This is a genomic window from Corynebacterium sp. HMSC074H12, assembly GCF_001813755.1.
Taxonomy (GTDB): Bacteria; Actinomycetota; Actinomycetes; order Mycobacteriales; family Mycobacteriaceae; genus Corynebacterium; species Corynebacterium hiratae.
In genome coordinates this window covers 163,661-177,998 of record NZ_KV813943.1, presented here as the reverse complement: position 1 = coordinate 177,998, position 14,338 = coordinate 163,661, and the positions used below count along the sequence as shown (strand labels likewise).

Below are 14,338 nucleotides of genomic sequence, written 5' to 3'. Positions count from 1 at the left end.
CCGCACAGGAATTATCGCGCACCGAGGGTATAACGGATGGTTCCCGGAGAATACGTACCGTGCCTTCGAGGAGGCTCTCAAGCTTGAGGTGGCCGGTGTGGAGTGCGACGTCAACCTGACCAAGGACGGGGAGGTAGTGGTTATCCACGACCAGACTGTGGATAGGACGTCGGACGGCACAGGCTCTGTCGGTGACATGACACTGGAGGAGCTGCGCACACTCAACTTTGGTACCGACGAGGATCCCCAACGCATTCTGCTTCTCGACGAACTGGTGGACCTCATCGAGTCATACCCCGGAAAGCAGCTGCTCATCGAGACGAAGCACCCGTCTCCTTTCGGGGCGCGACTCGAAGAGTCGGTGGCCGAAGTCCTACGCAACCGACATCTCGATGCCGATCCACGGTTCAGTCTGATTTCCTTTAACCCTGAAGCAATTGCGCGATTTCGAAACCTATTGCCATCCCTGCGCTCCTTTCTTCTTTTGGAACCGGATGCGGGACTACCAGATTCCCTCGAGGGCGCTTCGGGCTTCGGGCCTTCCATTCGCCAGGCGCGGTTGGACGCTGACTTCTTTGCAGACGTCGACAGTCACTCCTACGTATGGACGGTGAACTTACCGAAGGACATGGAGTGGTGCCGTAACAATGGGATAGAGCTCATGGCAACGGACTTGCCAGAGCTAGCACTCGACGTTGTGCGCTCGGCGAGTTAGCGCCAAGCTACGCCCGTGGGCGTTGTGTTCATCCCCGAAAAGGTCTAGCTGGAAAGATGGTGGCGCTTTCTTGCCCGGGAGTTTCTATGGAGTTCTTTCTCCCGTGCTTTGTGTGACGTTCCCCACGCACAGGGAGGGCTTTTGGGGGCTAGGCTCCTGGAATTTTCTTTTTGTTTATTCAATCAAAACGTTGAGTAAACCTTCTGTTTACTGCCTTGGTCTAGTTTCTTCTGCATGGCAAAAACCATCCCCGCGAGCGGGCGAACGGCTGCGATCCCTCCTGTTAACGAGAAGCCGATCGTCTCCGAGGAGTACGCGCGCCACCCACGCAAGCGAAAGCTTGACTGGCGCCAGATCGGCCTAGCGGCATTGCTGATTGGCCCGAACCTTCTCCTTCTCATTCTTTTCACCTATCGACCACTGGTCGATAACATCCGCATCTCTTTCTTTAACTGGAATATTTCATCGCCGACGATGACTTTTGTCGGTCTGCAGAACTACATCGACTGGTTCCAGGCGCCAGATACTGGACGCGTGGTGTTCAACACTGTCGTCTTCACCTTCTTCGCGGTGGTCGGTTCGATGGTTCTGGGGCTAGCGCTGGCATTGCTTCTGGATCAGAAACTGTTTGGCCGTGCGGCTGTGCGCTCAATGGTTTTCGCGCCCTATGTCATCGCTGGCGCGGCGATTGGCGTTGCCTTTCAGTTCGTCTTCGATCCTAACTACGGGCTCATTCAATACTTTTTGGGTCTTATCGGGGTCGATGTGCCGAACTTCTACCAGCAGCAGAACTGGGCACTGTTCATGATTACGGTGACCTACGTGTGGAAGAACGTGGGCTACGTTTTCGTCATCTATCTTGCTGCCCTGCAGGGGCGCCGCCGCGATCTCGATGAGGCCTCTGAGATTGACGGCACTCCGGCCGTGCGACATTTCTTCCGCGTGGTCCTGCCACAGCTTCGCGGTACCACGTTTTTCCTGTTAATCACTGTGCTGCTCAATTCCTTCCAGGTCTTCGACATCATCAACGCGATGACCGGCGGTGGACCGTTTGGTTACGGAACCTCCACGATGGTTTTCCAGGTGTACCAAGAGACGTTCATCAACAACCGTGCCGGCTATGGCGCTGCCGTGGCCACCATCATGTTCCTCGTCGTGCTTGTCATTACGGTGCTGCAGATCAAGTTGCAGGAAAGGATGGATAAGTAAATGTCCGAAAAACGCGCGATTCCGGCTTCTATCAAGGTAGGGCTCCCGCAAGCGAAAGGAGAGCTGCCGCCGGTTCCTGGTTCGCAGTCCCTCGCAGCACCAGTCATCACCGAGGCCCAGCGCAAGCGTAAAGGTGAGCCGGTTGATCACGGTCATCCAGCAACGAAGGTCGTCGGCTACATTGCCTTGGTACTGACAGTGCTGATGATTATGGTGCCGCTGTACTTCATCTTCATCACCAGTTTTAAGTCTTTCCAGGATGTGTATTCGGATCCGATTTCCTTCTGGCCTAATCCTTTTAAGGCAGAAAACTATTCCTATGTCTGGCAGACTTCTGGCTTTTCGAGCTACCTGAGAAACTCCATCATCATCACGCTGATTCTCACGGTGGTGGAGGTAGTCCTCGGAGTGCTGACTGCCTATGCCTTCGCATTCATTCGCTTCCCCGGCCGAAATCTGCTTTTCTTGCTTATCATCGCCTCGCTGATGGTGCCCAACCAGATCACCATTATTTCCAATTACTCGTTGGTTGCGTCATGGGGTTGGAGAGACACCTACGCTGGAGTCATCATCCCGTTGGCGGGCGTGGCGTTCGGTGCCTTCCTCATGCGCAATCACTTCCAATCATTGCCGCCGGAGATTCTCGAGGCCGCGCGCATGGACGGGGCAGGATTCTTCACCACCTTGTTCCGAGTGGTCCTGCCCATGTCGTGGCCAACGCTGTCCGCGTTCGTCCTGATCACCGTGGTCAATGAGTGGAACCAATACCTGTGGCCTTTCCTGATTACGGATACACCGGCTGCAGCCACCCTTCCGGTGGGCCTAACCCGCTTGCAGGACGCGGAAGGCGTGACCAACTGGGCGCCGGTGATGGCCGGCACAGTGCTGACAACCCTGCCCATGATCATCATCTTCCTCATACTCCAGAAGCCGATGATTAAGGGCCTGACTGCTGGAGCAGTCAAGGGCTAGCCTGCCTGCTATCCCGACGCCCAACTCGAACAAGTCCCCTGAACTCTTCACTTCTCAAGGAGAACCTCCCCATGTCTCGTAAGATTTCTACTCGTATCGTTGCCGCCTGCGCGGCACTTCTCACCACAGCGTCCTTGACCGCCTGTGCAGGTGGTTCGACCACCGCAGGGAACGACTCAAAGGACGGCGGAGACGCCAACACCATCACCTTCTGGTCCAACCACCCGGGTTCTTCCCGTGACATAGAGCAAGAGCTCATTGATGAGTTCGAGAAGGAGAACCCAGATCTGAAGGTCGAACTGGTTACCGCAGGTTCCAACTACGAGGAAGTTGCACAGCGCTTCAACGCTGCCCTCGCAGGTGGCGACCTTCCCGACGTCCTCGTTGCTTCTGACGTCACGTGGTTCAACTTCGCGCTGAATGAGGCCACGACGCCGCTCGATGAGCTGTGGGAGATGAACGACATTGACTATGAGGGCTACGTCGACACCCTGCGCGAAGACTACAACTACAAGGACAAGCACTACGGCGTTCCGTACTCCCGCTCCACGAACCTGATGTACTGGAACACCGATGACCTCAAGGCAGCTGGACTTCCTACCGACCGTGGCCCGAAGGACTGGGAAGAGTTCGACGAGTGGGCCACCAAGATCAAGGACAAGCTCGACAAGCCGGCCGTCACCGTTCCGGATGGATCCAACTACCTCGACTGGTACTTCCAGGGCATGATTTGGGCCTTCGGTGGCTCTTACTCTGATGAGTGGGAACCGAACTTTACGTCGAAGGAGTCCATCGAGGCTGGCAAGTTCTTGCAGGACCAGGTCAAGGCCGGTCACATCGAAATCTCCACTGACCCGACCGTAGCCTTCGGCTCTGGCAAGGCCTCTGGACTGCTGGAGTCCACTGGTTCTCTGGGCGGGCTGAAGGAGACGGCGACGATTCCATTCATCACGACCTACCTGCCAGGCCCTGGTCCTTCGGCAGCCACCGGTGGTGCTGGTCTGGCCGTGCCGGCTGGAATTTCTGACGAGCGCAAGGCTAACGCGGTCAAGTTCATTGACTTCCTGACGAACACCGAGAACACGATCAAGTTCTCCCAGAAGACGGGCTACATGCCGGTGCGCAAGGACGCCCTGGATGATCCGGAGGAGAAGAAGTTCTTGGAGGAGAACCCGAACGCCCAGACGGCAATCGAGCAGCTCAACGAGAACACCAAGCCGCAGGATTACGCTCGTGTCTTCGTGCCGGGCGGCGGACAGCGCATCGGTGGCGTTCTTGACCGCATCACTGTGGGCAATGAGGATGTGGAGTCCGCATTCGGCGACCTGCAGAAGGAGACGCAGAGCGTTATCGACCGCGACATCACCCCGAAGCTCAAGTAACACTTCGGATCGTTTGAAAGGACACCATGGCTACTGTTGAATTCCGTCAGGCTTCCAGGATTTATGACCCGAAGAAGCCACCGGCGGTCAGCCGCATTAACCTCGATATCAAGGACGGCGAGTTTCTAGTACTCGTCGGACCGTCTGGTTGCGGCAAATCCACGACATTGCGCATGCTCGCTGGCCTTGAGCCAATCGACGAAGGCCAGATCTTCATCGACGGGGCCGACGTTACCGAGACCCGCTCGCGGGACCGCGATGTAGCCATGGTGTTCCAGTCCTATGCGCTGTACCCCAACATGACAGCACGTCAGAATATGGCGTTTGCATTGCAAAATGCCAAGGTGGATAAGGCAACCATCGAAGAGCGCGTGAGCTTCGCTGCGAAAATGCTGGAGCTGGAGGACCTTATCGATCGCAAGCCCTCCGCAATGTCGGGTGGCCAGCGCCAGCGTGTGGCCATGGGGCGCGCTATCGTGCGCCAGCCCAAGGTCTTTCTCATGGATGAGCCCCTCTCCAATCTGGATGCGAAGCTCCGCGTATCCACGCGTGCGCAGATCCTTCAACTGCAGCGCGAGCTCAACACCACCACGGTCTATGTCACCCACGACCAAACTGAGGCAATGACCATGGGGGATCGCGTGTGTGTCCTCAAACAAGGCATTATTCAGCAAGTCGCCCCGCCTAAAACACTGTACGAGAACCCCGGTAACTCCTTCGTCGCGACGTTCATCGGTTCGCCGGCTATGACTCTCATCGACAACGTCCCCTTCGTTGACGGTCGCGTTGTCAGCGGCAAAGACCAGGCGCTGGACTACTACATGCCACAGGAACAGGCCGCGAAGGTGGGAGCGGATCACGTCCTCGTTGGTGTGCGCCCAGAGAATTGGGAAATCATCGGCGTCAACCAACCAGGTGAAGAGTATGGGATACCGGTTAGGGTCGATATTGTGGAGCACTTAGGCTCCGAGCTGTACGTCTATGGTGGCCGCGAAGAGTCGGCCAATGACGGGACCGTGGTCCGCGGTGACCGCATCACGGTGAAGGTGCCGCGCGGCATTGACGTGCACCAAGGCGACACGATCTACCTGCGCCCGATGAAGGGCGGGTGCGTGTTTTTCGCCCCGGACACCGAAATCAATTACGACTATCTCTAACCCGATCTGTTGCGCCGGTGGCAGAGCTCCCGCTGAGGAGTATTGCCACCGGCGCGTTGCTTATGGAGTGACGACCGGACGGGAGGCCCGCTCCAACAGCACTGCGATTGATTCATAGGTCCGCCCGGAGATCATCTCCAGGCCCATCTCGCAGGTGCGGTTATCGGAGACGAAGGCGTCGAAGTGCTCCGCGTCGAGTGAAGCACGCTCCTCGCGCGTGGCGGACTCGACGAGCTCCGGGTGCAGCATGACGCGGTCACCGGCGGAGCCACAGCACATCGCGCCCTCTGGGACTTTGGCAGAACCGCAGAGGTTCGCCAGGTCAACCAGGGCCTGGCTCATGCCCATGTGGTCAGTCGAGCAAGTTGGGTGGACTGCGATGGAGCCCATGTTTTTCACGATGGGCAGGTGCGGGGCGATTTCATCACGGAGCCATTCCACGACATCGAGGATGCGCAGATCCTCCCAAAGCTTGCGGTCGGCAGGGGAGAGCACCTCAGGAACCGAATCGAGCAACCCGTGGGTGCAGCTGGCTGCATCAACCACGATGGGCAGCTGGCCGTGCTCCGACCAGTGCCAGAGGTCGCGCACAATCTTTTGAGCTTGGTACTCAAACCCTTCCTTGTAGCCCTTGGAGGACCACGGTGTGCCACAGCAATCGCCGGCGACATCCTCGGGGATCCACACCGGCTGGCCAGCCCGGCGTCCGAGTTCCACGATGGCGCGCGGGAGGTCGACCGAATCCTTAGCCGCACCGGCTGGGCGGCCGAAGATGCGGTTGATGCAGGCAGGGAAGTAGAGCGCGCCAGCGCCCTCGCGCGGGGTTTCCGGCAGACGCGATGCGGCCTGCGGAAGCGGCCCCGGGACGGTGGGCAGCAAGTCGGGTGCTACCACGTTACGTGCCATGTTGGCGCCTAGCTCGAGGGGCTTGTGGGGAATCTTGTTGGCGGAGATGATGCCAGCGCGGGCAAGCTTTTCCACCAACTCCCAACGCTGTGCCGTCGTCAGTGCCACCTTCTCGCGGGCCGGGGTGGCCTGCTGGGCGCGCAGCTGCTTCATCACTGCGCCGGTGTCGATGCTAATCGGGCAGGGGATAGAGCAGGTGCCGTCGGCGGCGCACATGTCGACGGCGTCGTACTGATACTCCTTCTGCAGCTGCGCCAAGACCTCTGAGCCTTCTTCCTGCCGGGCCATCTCGCGGCGCAGCACGATGCGCTGGCGCGGGGTCACCGTGGCGTGGCGGGAGGGGCAGACAGGCTCACAGAAACCGCATTCCACACACGGGTTGATCTCTTCCTCGACCTTGGGGAAGGACTTGAAGTTTCGCAGGTGGATGGTCTGGTCCCGGGTGAGCTTCACGTTCGGCGCCAGGATGCCCTTGGGATCGATCATGTTCTTGACTTCCCAGAACAGCTCGAAGGCCTCCGTGCCCCACTCGTGCTCCAGGAAGGGGGCCATGTTCACGCCGGTACCGTGCTCGGCCTTCATCGAGCCCTGGTATTTGTCAATGACCAGCTCGGCCAAATCATCCAAGAACGCGGCATAGGATTCGCGCTCCTCCTCAACGTCGAAGCGCGGGGTAAAGAAGAAGTGCAGGTTGCCAAAAGCAGCGTGGCCCATGACCGACTCCGGGTAGCCGTACTTGGCCTGCAAGTCCAACAGGTCCGCTGCGGCCTCACCGACCTGGGAAGGCGGGAAGCAGACATCCTCGGTGATGTAGGCCGTGCCGTACGGGCGGTCTGCGCCCAGCAGGCCGTACAGGCCGTTGCGCAGCTCCCACGCGCCGCGCATGCCTTCCGCGGTGGTGAGGAACTCGAGGGGGCGCAGTAGTGGGGCGTCGGCAAGCACGGTGCGCAGGCGATCCATGGCCTTGTCCAGATCTGCCTCGTCGCTGCCGCCGACCTCGACGAGGAGTGCGGCGGCGTCATCGTCGAGGTTGCGCCAGGACTCGGGGGCGTGGGAGTAGTGCTCGGCCGAGCGGCGCATGACCGGGGCAACCAGAAGCTCGCAGGCTTCCGCGCCGGTTTCCATGATGGGGTGCACGTAGTTTGCGGCATCGCGGAGGTTGGGCAGCTCGACCCAGGTCGTGGCCTTTACGCGCGGAAGCTTCACCGTGCGGATAACGGATTCCGTGATAGCACCGAAGATGCCCTCGGAGCCGATGAGCAGGCGCTTAAGGATGTGCACGGGTTCGTCTTCATCGAGGAAGGCATCAATTCGCAGTCCATTGGTGTTGCGAATAGAGAACTTAGTGCGCAGGAACTTCACCATCTCGGTGTTGGCGCGCAGCTTATCGCGGAAGGCCAGCAGATCGGCGTGGAGCTTCGGCTCTTGCTTGCGGAAGGCCTCGTCTCCACGGGACGTATCCACGATGGTGCCAGAAGGCAAGACGAAGATCAGCTCTTCGATGCTGTGGTAGCTATCGCGTTCCAAGGAGCAGCGCATGCCGCCGGAGTTATCGGCCAGCACGCCACCGATGGTGCACACGGACGTGGAACCCGGGTCCGGCCCCAGCATGAAGCCATGGCGGGAGAGTACTGCCTGGGCATCGCCCAAGATGACGCCGGGGCGCGACCACAGCTTGCGGCCTTCCTCGCGCACTTCCATGCCGCCGAAGTGGGTTTTGACATCGACGAGGATGTCATCTCCCATGGCCTGGCCGTTCAGGGACGTTCCTGCTGCGCGGAAGGTCATATGGCGACCGTGAGAATCGCAGTACTTCATGAGCGCAGCGAGGTCCGCTGCGTTGCGCGGGGAAACCACCATGTTCGGGATGGATCGGTAGGGGCCGGCATCGGAGGAGAAGCGCACGAGATCGCTGAGACGTCCGTGCACGTTTTCTGCGCCGACGATGGCTTCCATGTCCGCAACCAGCTCGGCGGGGGAGCCGTGGCGGTAGCGCTCGGAAACGGCGTCGGCCTGGCTGGTAGCGCCGGCCGGGCGTGAGAAACGAGAGGAATCGGGGCTTAGTAGCTTGGACATATTTCTAATCTATCGCTTGACAGTAAATCTCGACCAAACCGGGTACGTGAGGTTCATCATATGGGATACTCGATTCATATAGTGAGACACATTTTGGAAAGGAAACACTATGACGAACCCGCGCACAGAAGGGGAGACCGGCGAGAAACTCGCCGTCTACATATTCCCCATCGTTATTGTTGCCTGCGCCATTGTCGCCTTTTTGAGCCCCAGCACCTTCGAGCCGGTGGGGCAGTACACCTCGCAATTGCTCATGGTCATCATGTTTTCCATGGGGCTTACCCTGACGATTCCGGACCTGGCCCTGGTGGCGAAGCGCCCATTGCCCATCTTCTTGGGCGTTATCTGTCAATTTGCCATCATGCCGACGAGCGCCGTGCTCGTGGCTAAACTGCTAGGGCTTTCCGACGCCGCCACCGTCGGCCTCATCCTTCTCGGGTCTGTGCCCGGCGGTACTGCCTCCAATGTGATGGCCTACCTGGCCAAGGGCGATGTGGCGCTGTCGGTGGCGATGACCTCGGTATCCACGCTGGTCTCGCCGATCATGACGCCGTTGCTCATGCTGTGGTTGGCAGGGCAGACCGCGGAGGTCAATGGTGCTGGCATGATGTGGTCGCTGGTACAGACCGTCCTCATACCGGTAGGCCTGGGTCTGCTGCTGCGCGTGATTGCAAGCAAGGCGGTAGACAAGGTGCTGCCGGCTTTGCCGTGGGTGGCCATCGCTGGCATCGGCGGCGTTGTCATGGCGGTGGTGTCAAAATCCCAGGACAAGTTGGTCACCGTTGGTCTCGTCGTGTTTGTCGGCGTGGCTATCCAGAACCTTATCGGATTTCTCTTTGGCTACTACATGGCGAAGCTAGCCCGCCAGCGCGAGGCAGCGGCGCGCACCACGGCCATTGAAGTAGCAACCCAGAACTCGGGGCTTGCCTCGGCATTGGCGTTGCAGTTCTTTACCCCGGAGGCTGCGCTGCCGGGTGTGGTCGCCGCGGTGTGGGCCAACGTCACTGGTGCAGTCTTCTCCGCCATCGTGCGCCGCAAGCCCATCGACGACGAGGTGGAATCCAGTAAAACTGCCGTTTCTGTGTAGCAGGTTGCCCATCCGGGCAACTAGCTCTGCATAGGTGGTTGGCACATGTTTGCCGGCCATCTGCTTTCCATTTGTGCAGACCTGGAAGTGCAGACTCGCTGTTCGTCGCAAAGCACTGCCTGGGCGCTTGACGACACCCACCTGCAGGTCTGCACTTCCAGATCTGTACTTTTGGAAGCAACGGGGGCGCGGTCCCCATGGTGCGAACCCCATACGGTGCGAGGTGAAGCGCCAATGTGGGGTTGCACCGCAACAAAAATCTCCCCGCCCCTCGGTGAGCACCACCGAAAGGAGACGGGGAGAAGCTTGTGTCTGAAGGCCTAAACCTGGGAAAGATCCTGGTCCTTCAGCTCCTGCATCATGAGGATAGCGATGAGGGAGATGAAGCAGACGATGATGAGGTAATAGCCCACGTAGCTCACGTTAAAGGCGCTGACCAGCCACGTAACGATGAACGGTGCCACGGCGGCGCCGAGGATGGAGGAGACGTTGTACGCGATGCCGGAACCGGTGTAGCGGACGTTAGTGGGGAAGAGCTCCGGCAAGACAGCCGACATGGGGCCGAAGATGAGGCCCATGATGAACATGCCGACGAGCAAGAAGCCGAGGACCGAGTTGCGGTCAGCGTGTTCGATGCCGAGGAAGAAGGGGAAGCTGAAACCGAAGGTAATCATGATGAGTGAGGTCACGACCAGGATCGGCTTGCGGCCATACCTATCCGACAGCATGGAAGATACGGGAATGCCGATGATGAACATGAAGATGGAGATCAGCTGGATCTCCAGGAATTCCAGGTAGGGGATTCCCAAACCCAGCCCCTGGGATTTATCGCCGATACCGTAGGAGAGAATCCAGGTGGTGACTAGGTAGAACAGCGTGTAACAGGAGACCATGACGAAGGTACCGATGATCATCGGCTTCCAGGCAGTGCGGAAAGCCTCCACCATGGGGGTCTTGACCTTCTTGCCTTCGTCTACTGCCTGCTGGAAGACAGGTGTTTCCTCCAGGCGCAGGCGGACGTAGAGGCCAATGAGGACCATGACAGCGGAGGCGAGGAAGGGCAAGCGCCAGCCCCATTCCATGAAGGTGCCGGTCGTGTCGCCGCGGGAGTAATCCATGGTCGCAACCAGAGTCAGGAAGAAGCCATTGGCGAGCAAGAACCCGAAAGGTGCGCCGAACTGCGGCCACATGGCGGCGGAAGCGCGCTTGCCTTCCTCGGCGGTCTCGGAAGCCAGCAAAGCTGCACCGGACCATTCGCCGCCCAAGCCCAAACCCTGGCAGAAGCGCATCAGGGCCAACAGGGCAGGCGCGATGATGCCCGCGGTCTGGTACGTGGGGAGGACGCCGATGATGAAGGTAGCAATGCCCATCGTCAGGAGTGCACCCACGAGGGTGGCCTTGCGGCCGATGCGATCGCCAAAGTGTCCAAAGAGCACTGAGCCCAGTGGCCGGGCAATGAAGGCCAGGCCGAAGGTGGCAAAGGACTGGAGCAGGGCAACGGTGGGGTCCTCGGTCTTCGGGAAGAAGAGGAAAGGAAAGACGGCTACGGCTGCCGTGGCATAAATATAGAAGTCATAGAACTCGATGGTCGTACCAATGGTCGATGCCACGGCCACACGCACGCGGTCACGTTTTGTGAGCTGCTGTGCTGGGGCCGCTGTCTTTGGCGGCGTGGTGCTGACGGCGGTCATGTGGGAAGCGCCCTCCTTGATAATTTCAATAGAGTGATTGATTATGTGGGAAACATTACCGTCCCATAGATTGAAATCCAACTCTCACCACATGATAAATTTGCGAGAACTGGGAAGAGGTTGACATGTTGTGGTGCTGTGGCCGTGACTATTGGGCGGGGAGGGTGCGCAAATACAATCTGACATAATGTACATTATCGGACATAAATTTATGCGGCGGGAAGGCGTGATTTCACATCTCCTATCTCTAGGTTCGCATGGATCCGTACTCAGGCCTTGACGGTGTGCCCTCGCTGAGTCATGGGTGCCGGCGGAGTCACGCGTGCGTTGCGCGTACTCGATGGGCCCTTGATGCTTTGCTCCGAGTTGCCTGTCCCGTCCGCATCGCCGTTCCGAAAGTTCGAGCCTTCAGCTTATTTGGCGACTTCTTGGTTTGCCGCCTTCCGGGCGCTTTCCTGTGTGCCATGCGTTGTCTGAGGGTCGCTATGCGTGCGGGTGGGATATTTGTGATGGCGCCTTTGGATCTGGACTGATCTGCATCTCCCCAGCCGCCTTGGGGGCAACCCCTTTTAAGCCACTATATAGTCACTGTTACGTAATGGTGCGGTATTTGGGGAGTCCATCGGAGAACTGGTTTAGCGCCGACGGTAAGCCATCACCAGCTGCACCACGGTGAGAGCTACAAGCACTACAGAAAACGCTGCCAGAAGCTTCGTCCCCTGAAACCAGATGAAAATACCGAACCCTGCGAGTACGACGAGACGCACCCACAGGACAGGAATAAGATGCTGATAATTCATGACTGACCGGATACGTCACTTCTCGAGGGTAACGCGAACGTTGACGTCACCAACCTCAGAGATCTTCGCGGCGATCATCTCTGGGGCTTCGACGCCGAATTCAAGGCGGTTAATCGGAATATCGCCGCCCAAAATAATGGTGTCGCCATCGCGGACTACCTGGAAGTCCTGTGTCACGTTCTTGGTCTCGCCGTGGATGGTCAAGTCACCAGTCAGCGGCACGGTGACCAATGAGCCGTCGGCAGGCACAGCGGAGACATCTGCCGGCTCGGTCAACGTGAAGGTCGACTCTGGGTACTTCGTCACCTCAAAGAGCTTCGACTTCATGTTCTGATCGCGCACCTTCTTGTCCGTGGTCAGGCTCGCCATGTCCACGGTGATGCTGGCTTCCTCAACGACGCCGCCCTTGATGGTTGCCTGGCCTGTGACATGCTTGGTGGAGCCAGACGTCGTGCGCTTATCCGCCGGCAGGATTTCGTCGATGGTAAACCCGGCTGAGGTGTAGTTATAGGCCGAACCTTGCACCACGTGCCATTCGCCATCAACGTCCGTCGTTGCGGGATGGACCTTATCCGCGTTGATCGGCTCGGTTTTCACACCGCGACCCATGATCACCGAATACGCTAGCGGCCCTAGGGCCAGTGCAGACGAGGCCAGAATCAGGATCACGAAGATACTGACAACCAGTTTGCGGTTACCTAATACGGATTTCATGTACTATCTCAATTCCTCAAGCTTACGAGCTAGTGCGACCAGTTCGGCACACAGCTGTTCCATCTCTTTAGCACTGGCGCTTTCCGACGCCGCCGTGGCCACGTCCTCGGCACAGCACCGGAGCTCAAAGAGACCGTCGCGGAGACGGTCCGCCTTGTCTGGAGTTAGGATGACAGCGTCCACGGGAATGGATGTCCCGACCACGTTGTGGCGCTGCTCGTATGCTCGTTGCTTACACGAGGGCGAACAGAACTTGCGTGGCCTTCCCCGCCCGCCTTGTGCGATCTCTTTGCCGCACCACTGGCAGGTTGCCGTCCGGTGCCTCGAGGGCTTGCCGGGCTGCGGATCCTGTGTACCAATCACCTCACTCACCTTAGCCCATTAACCCGAGGGTGGGAACAAAGGCCGTGGGCCATTCGTTATAATGATAGAACTTTGGGTGATATAGGTCGACCCTGATCCCTTCCCTCAACGCTTGAAAAGGATGATGTTGCATGGCAGATCGCGTACTCCGTGGCAGCCGCATGGGCGCAGTGAGCTACGAAACCGACCGCGACCACGACTTGGCCCCGCGCCAGATGGTGAAATACCGCACCGAGGACGGCGACATCTACGAGGTACCCTTCGCCGATGACGCGGAAATCCCCGAGGAGTGGATGTGCAAGAACGGTAAGCTCGGCACCCTTGTTGAGGGCGAGGGCGTTGAGTCCAAGCCGGTGAAGCCGCCGCGGACCCACTGGGATATGCTGCGCGAGCGCCGCTCCATTGAGGAGCTGGATGAACTACTGACTGAGCGCATCGAAAGCCTGCGTTCGCGCCGCCGTGCGGCAGCCCGCCTGCTCAAGGAGCAGAAGGAACAGGAAGAAAACGAAGGCTAAATAGTCCGCCGCGCGCCGGTCCCACGGTCAAGGGGTAGTAGCTCCACGGAAGTGGAAGCCACTACCCTATTTGTCGTTTTGGGCCCTAAAGGCGAACGTCGCGCTAAGCACTGGCGCCTTCGTGCGGCGCTGAATTAAGTTCCGGCCACTGGAGAACCAGCTCGGCAAGATAGACCGCTAGGGCCGGGCCCAATACCGCGAGGAAGAACGCATAGCCTCCCCACTGCGCCGGGAAAAAGAGCGGGAACAGCACCAAGAGTGCCGCCGGAGATACCGCCACTAGAGTACGCGGTAGGTGCGCTACCGCCTTCGTCATGGCGCCCGTGCACCGCTGGCTAAAGCTCAGCCCCGGGGCATCGAGGTGGAAGAACCACACGCTGATGCAGCCCAGCACGAGGAGCCCAGAAACCAGCGCGGCACGCAGAACGACGCCCATTGTCCCGAAACCGGCCTTCGCGATGATGGCGAATTCATAGGCAGCTAAGGCGCCCAGTGCCAGGCAGATAAGCCACCAGGCGGTATTTGTTCCGGGGCGGGTCAAAAGGCCCCGAACGAAGGCCGCGCCGCGGCGTGAACCTTCTTCGCGGACCATCTGTCCGGTCACCGCGTGGGCGGTGCGCAGAGACATTCCCCCAGTCACCACGGGAAAGCACGTGATAACGAGGAGAACGTTGACGATGACAAGGTCAGCGAAAAGGCTCAGGGCGGCGTAGAACTTCGATTCGGGGCCGAGCAAGCGATTCATGGTTCT

Annotated in this window: 13 protein-coding genes; 7 read left to right on the top strand and 6 right to left on the bottom strand. The window is 59.0% G+C overall.

Features of this window, described 5'->3' with window-relative positions:
• From HMPREF2932_RS10840 to HMPREF2932_RS10820, 5 genes are all read left to right on the top strand, one after another.
• Window positions 1-715: glycerophosphodiester phosphodiesterase (locus tag HMPREF2932_RS10840; RefSeq protein ID WP_371326342.1), on the top strand; the 715-nt coding region annotated here is incomplete at its 5' end.
• 234 nt (window positions 716-949) lie between these two features.
• On the top strand, window positions 950-1,924 hold the full coding sequence (locus tag HMPREF2932_RS10835) for a carbohydrate ABC transporter permease (RefSeq protein ID WP_046649375.1): 975 nt from the start codon (window positions 950-952) through the stop codon (window positions 1,922-1,924).
• Window positions 1,925-2,896 (top strand): carbohydrate ABC transporter permease, encoded by a 972-nt coding sequence (locus HMPREF2932_RS10830; protein ID WP_046649374.1) that lies wholly within the window; start codon window positions 1,925-1,927, stop codon window positions 2,894-2,896. It abuts the gene before it with no gap.
• 71 nt (window positions 2,897-2,967) lie between these two features.
• Window positions 2,968-4,278 carry an ABC transporter substrate-binding protein gene (locus HMPREF2932_RS10825; RefSeq protein ID WP_070512741.1) on the top strand — a complete coding sequence of 437 codons (1,311 nt, stop codon included), beginning with the start codon at window positions 2,968-2,970 and terminating at the stop codon, window positions 4,276-4,278.
• Window positions 4,279-4,304: 26 nt separating this feature from the next.
• Window positions 4,305-5,435, top strand: coding sequence for an ABC transporter ATP-binding protein (locus tag HMPREF2932_RS10820; RefSeq protein ID WP_049154656.1), 1,131 nt, complete (start codon window positions 4,305-4,307; stop codon window positions 5,433-5,435).
• A gap of 60 nt (window positions 5,436-5,495) precedes the next feature.
• Here HMPREF2932_RS10820 and HMPREF2932_RS10815 read toward each other — a convergent pair whose 3' ends face one another.
• Window positions 5,496-8,417: an FAD-binding and (Fe-S)-binding domain-containing protein gene (locus tag HMPREF2932_RS10815; RefSeq protein ID WP_071410133.1), complete on the bottom strand. Its 2,922-nt coding sequence runs from the start codon at window positions 8,415-8,417 to the stop codon at window positions 5,496-5,498.
• A gap of 109 nt (window positions 8,418-8,526) precedes the next feature.
• On the opposite strand from HMPREF2932_RS10815, the gene HMPREF2932_RS10810 reads away from it, so the two are divergent.
• Window positions 8,527-9,504: a bile acid:sodium symporter family protein gene (locus tag HMPREF2932_RS10810; protein WP_070517785.1), complete on the top strand. Its 978-nt coding sequence runs from the start codon at window positions 8,527-8,529 to the stop codon at window positions 9,502-9,504.
• A gap of 320 nt (window positions 9,505-9,824) precedes the next feature.
• Here the strand turns inward: HMPREF2932_RS10810 and HMPREF2932_RS10805 are convergent, their stop codons facing one another.
• The 4 genes from HMPREF2932_RS10805 to HMPREF2932_RS13910 form a co-directional block, all read right to left on the bottom strand.
• Complete coding sequence (locus HMPREF2932_RS10805) at window positions 9,825-11,195, bottom strand: MFS transporter (RefSeq protein ID WP_071410132.1); 1,371 nt, start codon at window positions 11,193-11,195, stop codon at window positions 9,825-9,827.
• 635 nt (window positions 11,196-11,830) lie between these two features.
• Window positions 11,831-11,995: a hypothetical protein gene (locus HMPREF2932_RS13620; protein WP_168166994.1), complete on the bottom strand. Its 165-nt coding sequence runs from the start codon at window positions 11,993-11,995 to the stop codon at window positions 11,831-11,833.
• Between the two features lie 15 nt (window positions 11,996-12,010).
• Entirely contained in the window at window positions 12,011-12,709 is a 699-nt protein-coding gene (locus tag HMPREF2932_RS10800) for a YceI family protein (RefSeq protein ID WP_071410131.1), read from the bottom strand.
• A gap of 3 nt (window positions 12,710-12,712) precedes the next feature.
• The gene (locus tag HMPREF2932_RS13910; RefSeq protein ID WP_071410130.1) at window positions 12,713-13,072 is read right to left on the bottom strand and encodes a hypothetical protein; all 360 of its coding nucleotides are present in this window, start codon (window positions 13,070-13,072) and stop codon (window positions 12,713-12,715) included.
• Between the two features lie 131 nt (window positions 13,073-13,203).
• Between HMPREF2932_RS13910 and HMPREF2932_RS10790 the strand changes: the two genes are divergently transcribed.
• Window positions 13,204-13,587, top strand: coding sequence for an RNA polymerase-binding protein RbpA (locus HMPREF2932_RS10790; protein WP_046649170.1), 384 nt, complete (start codon window positions 13,204-13,206; stop codon window positions 13,585-13,587).
• Window positions 13,588-13,690: 103 nt separating this feature from the next.
• On the opposite strand, the gene musI is transcribed toward HMPREF2932_RS10790, so the two are convergent.
• Window positions 13,691-14,332: an ABC transport system MusEFGK2I component MusI gene (musI, locus tag HMPREF2932_RS10785; RefSeq protein ID WP_071410129.1), complete on the bottom strand. Its 642-nt coding sequence runs from the start codon at window positions 14,330-14,332 to the stop codon at window positions 13,691-13,693.
• Window positions 14,333-14,338 lie beyond the last annotated feature (6 nt).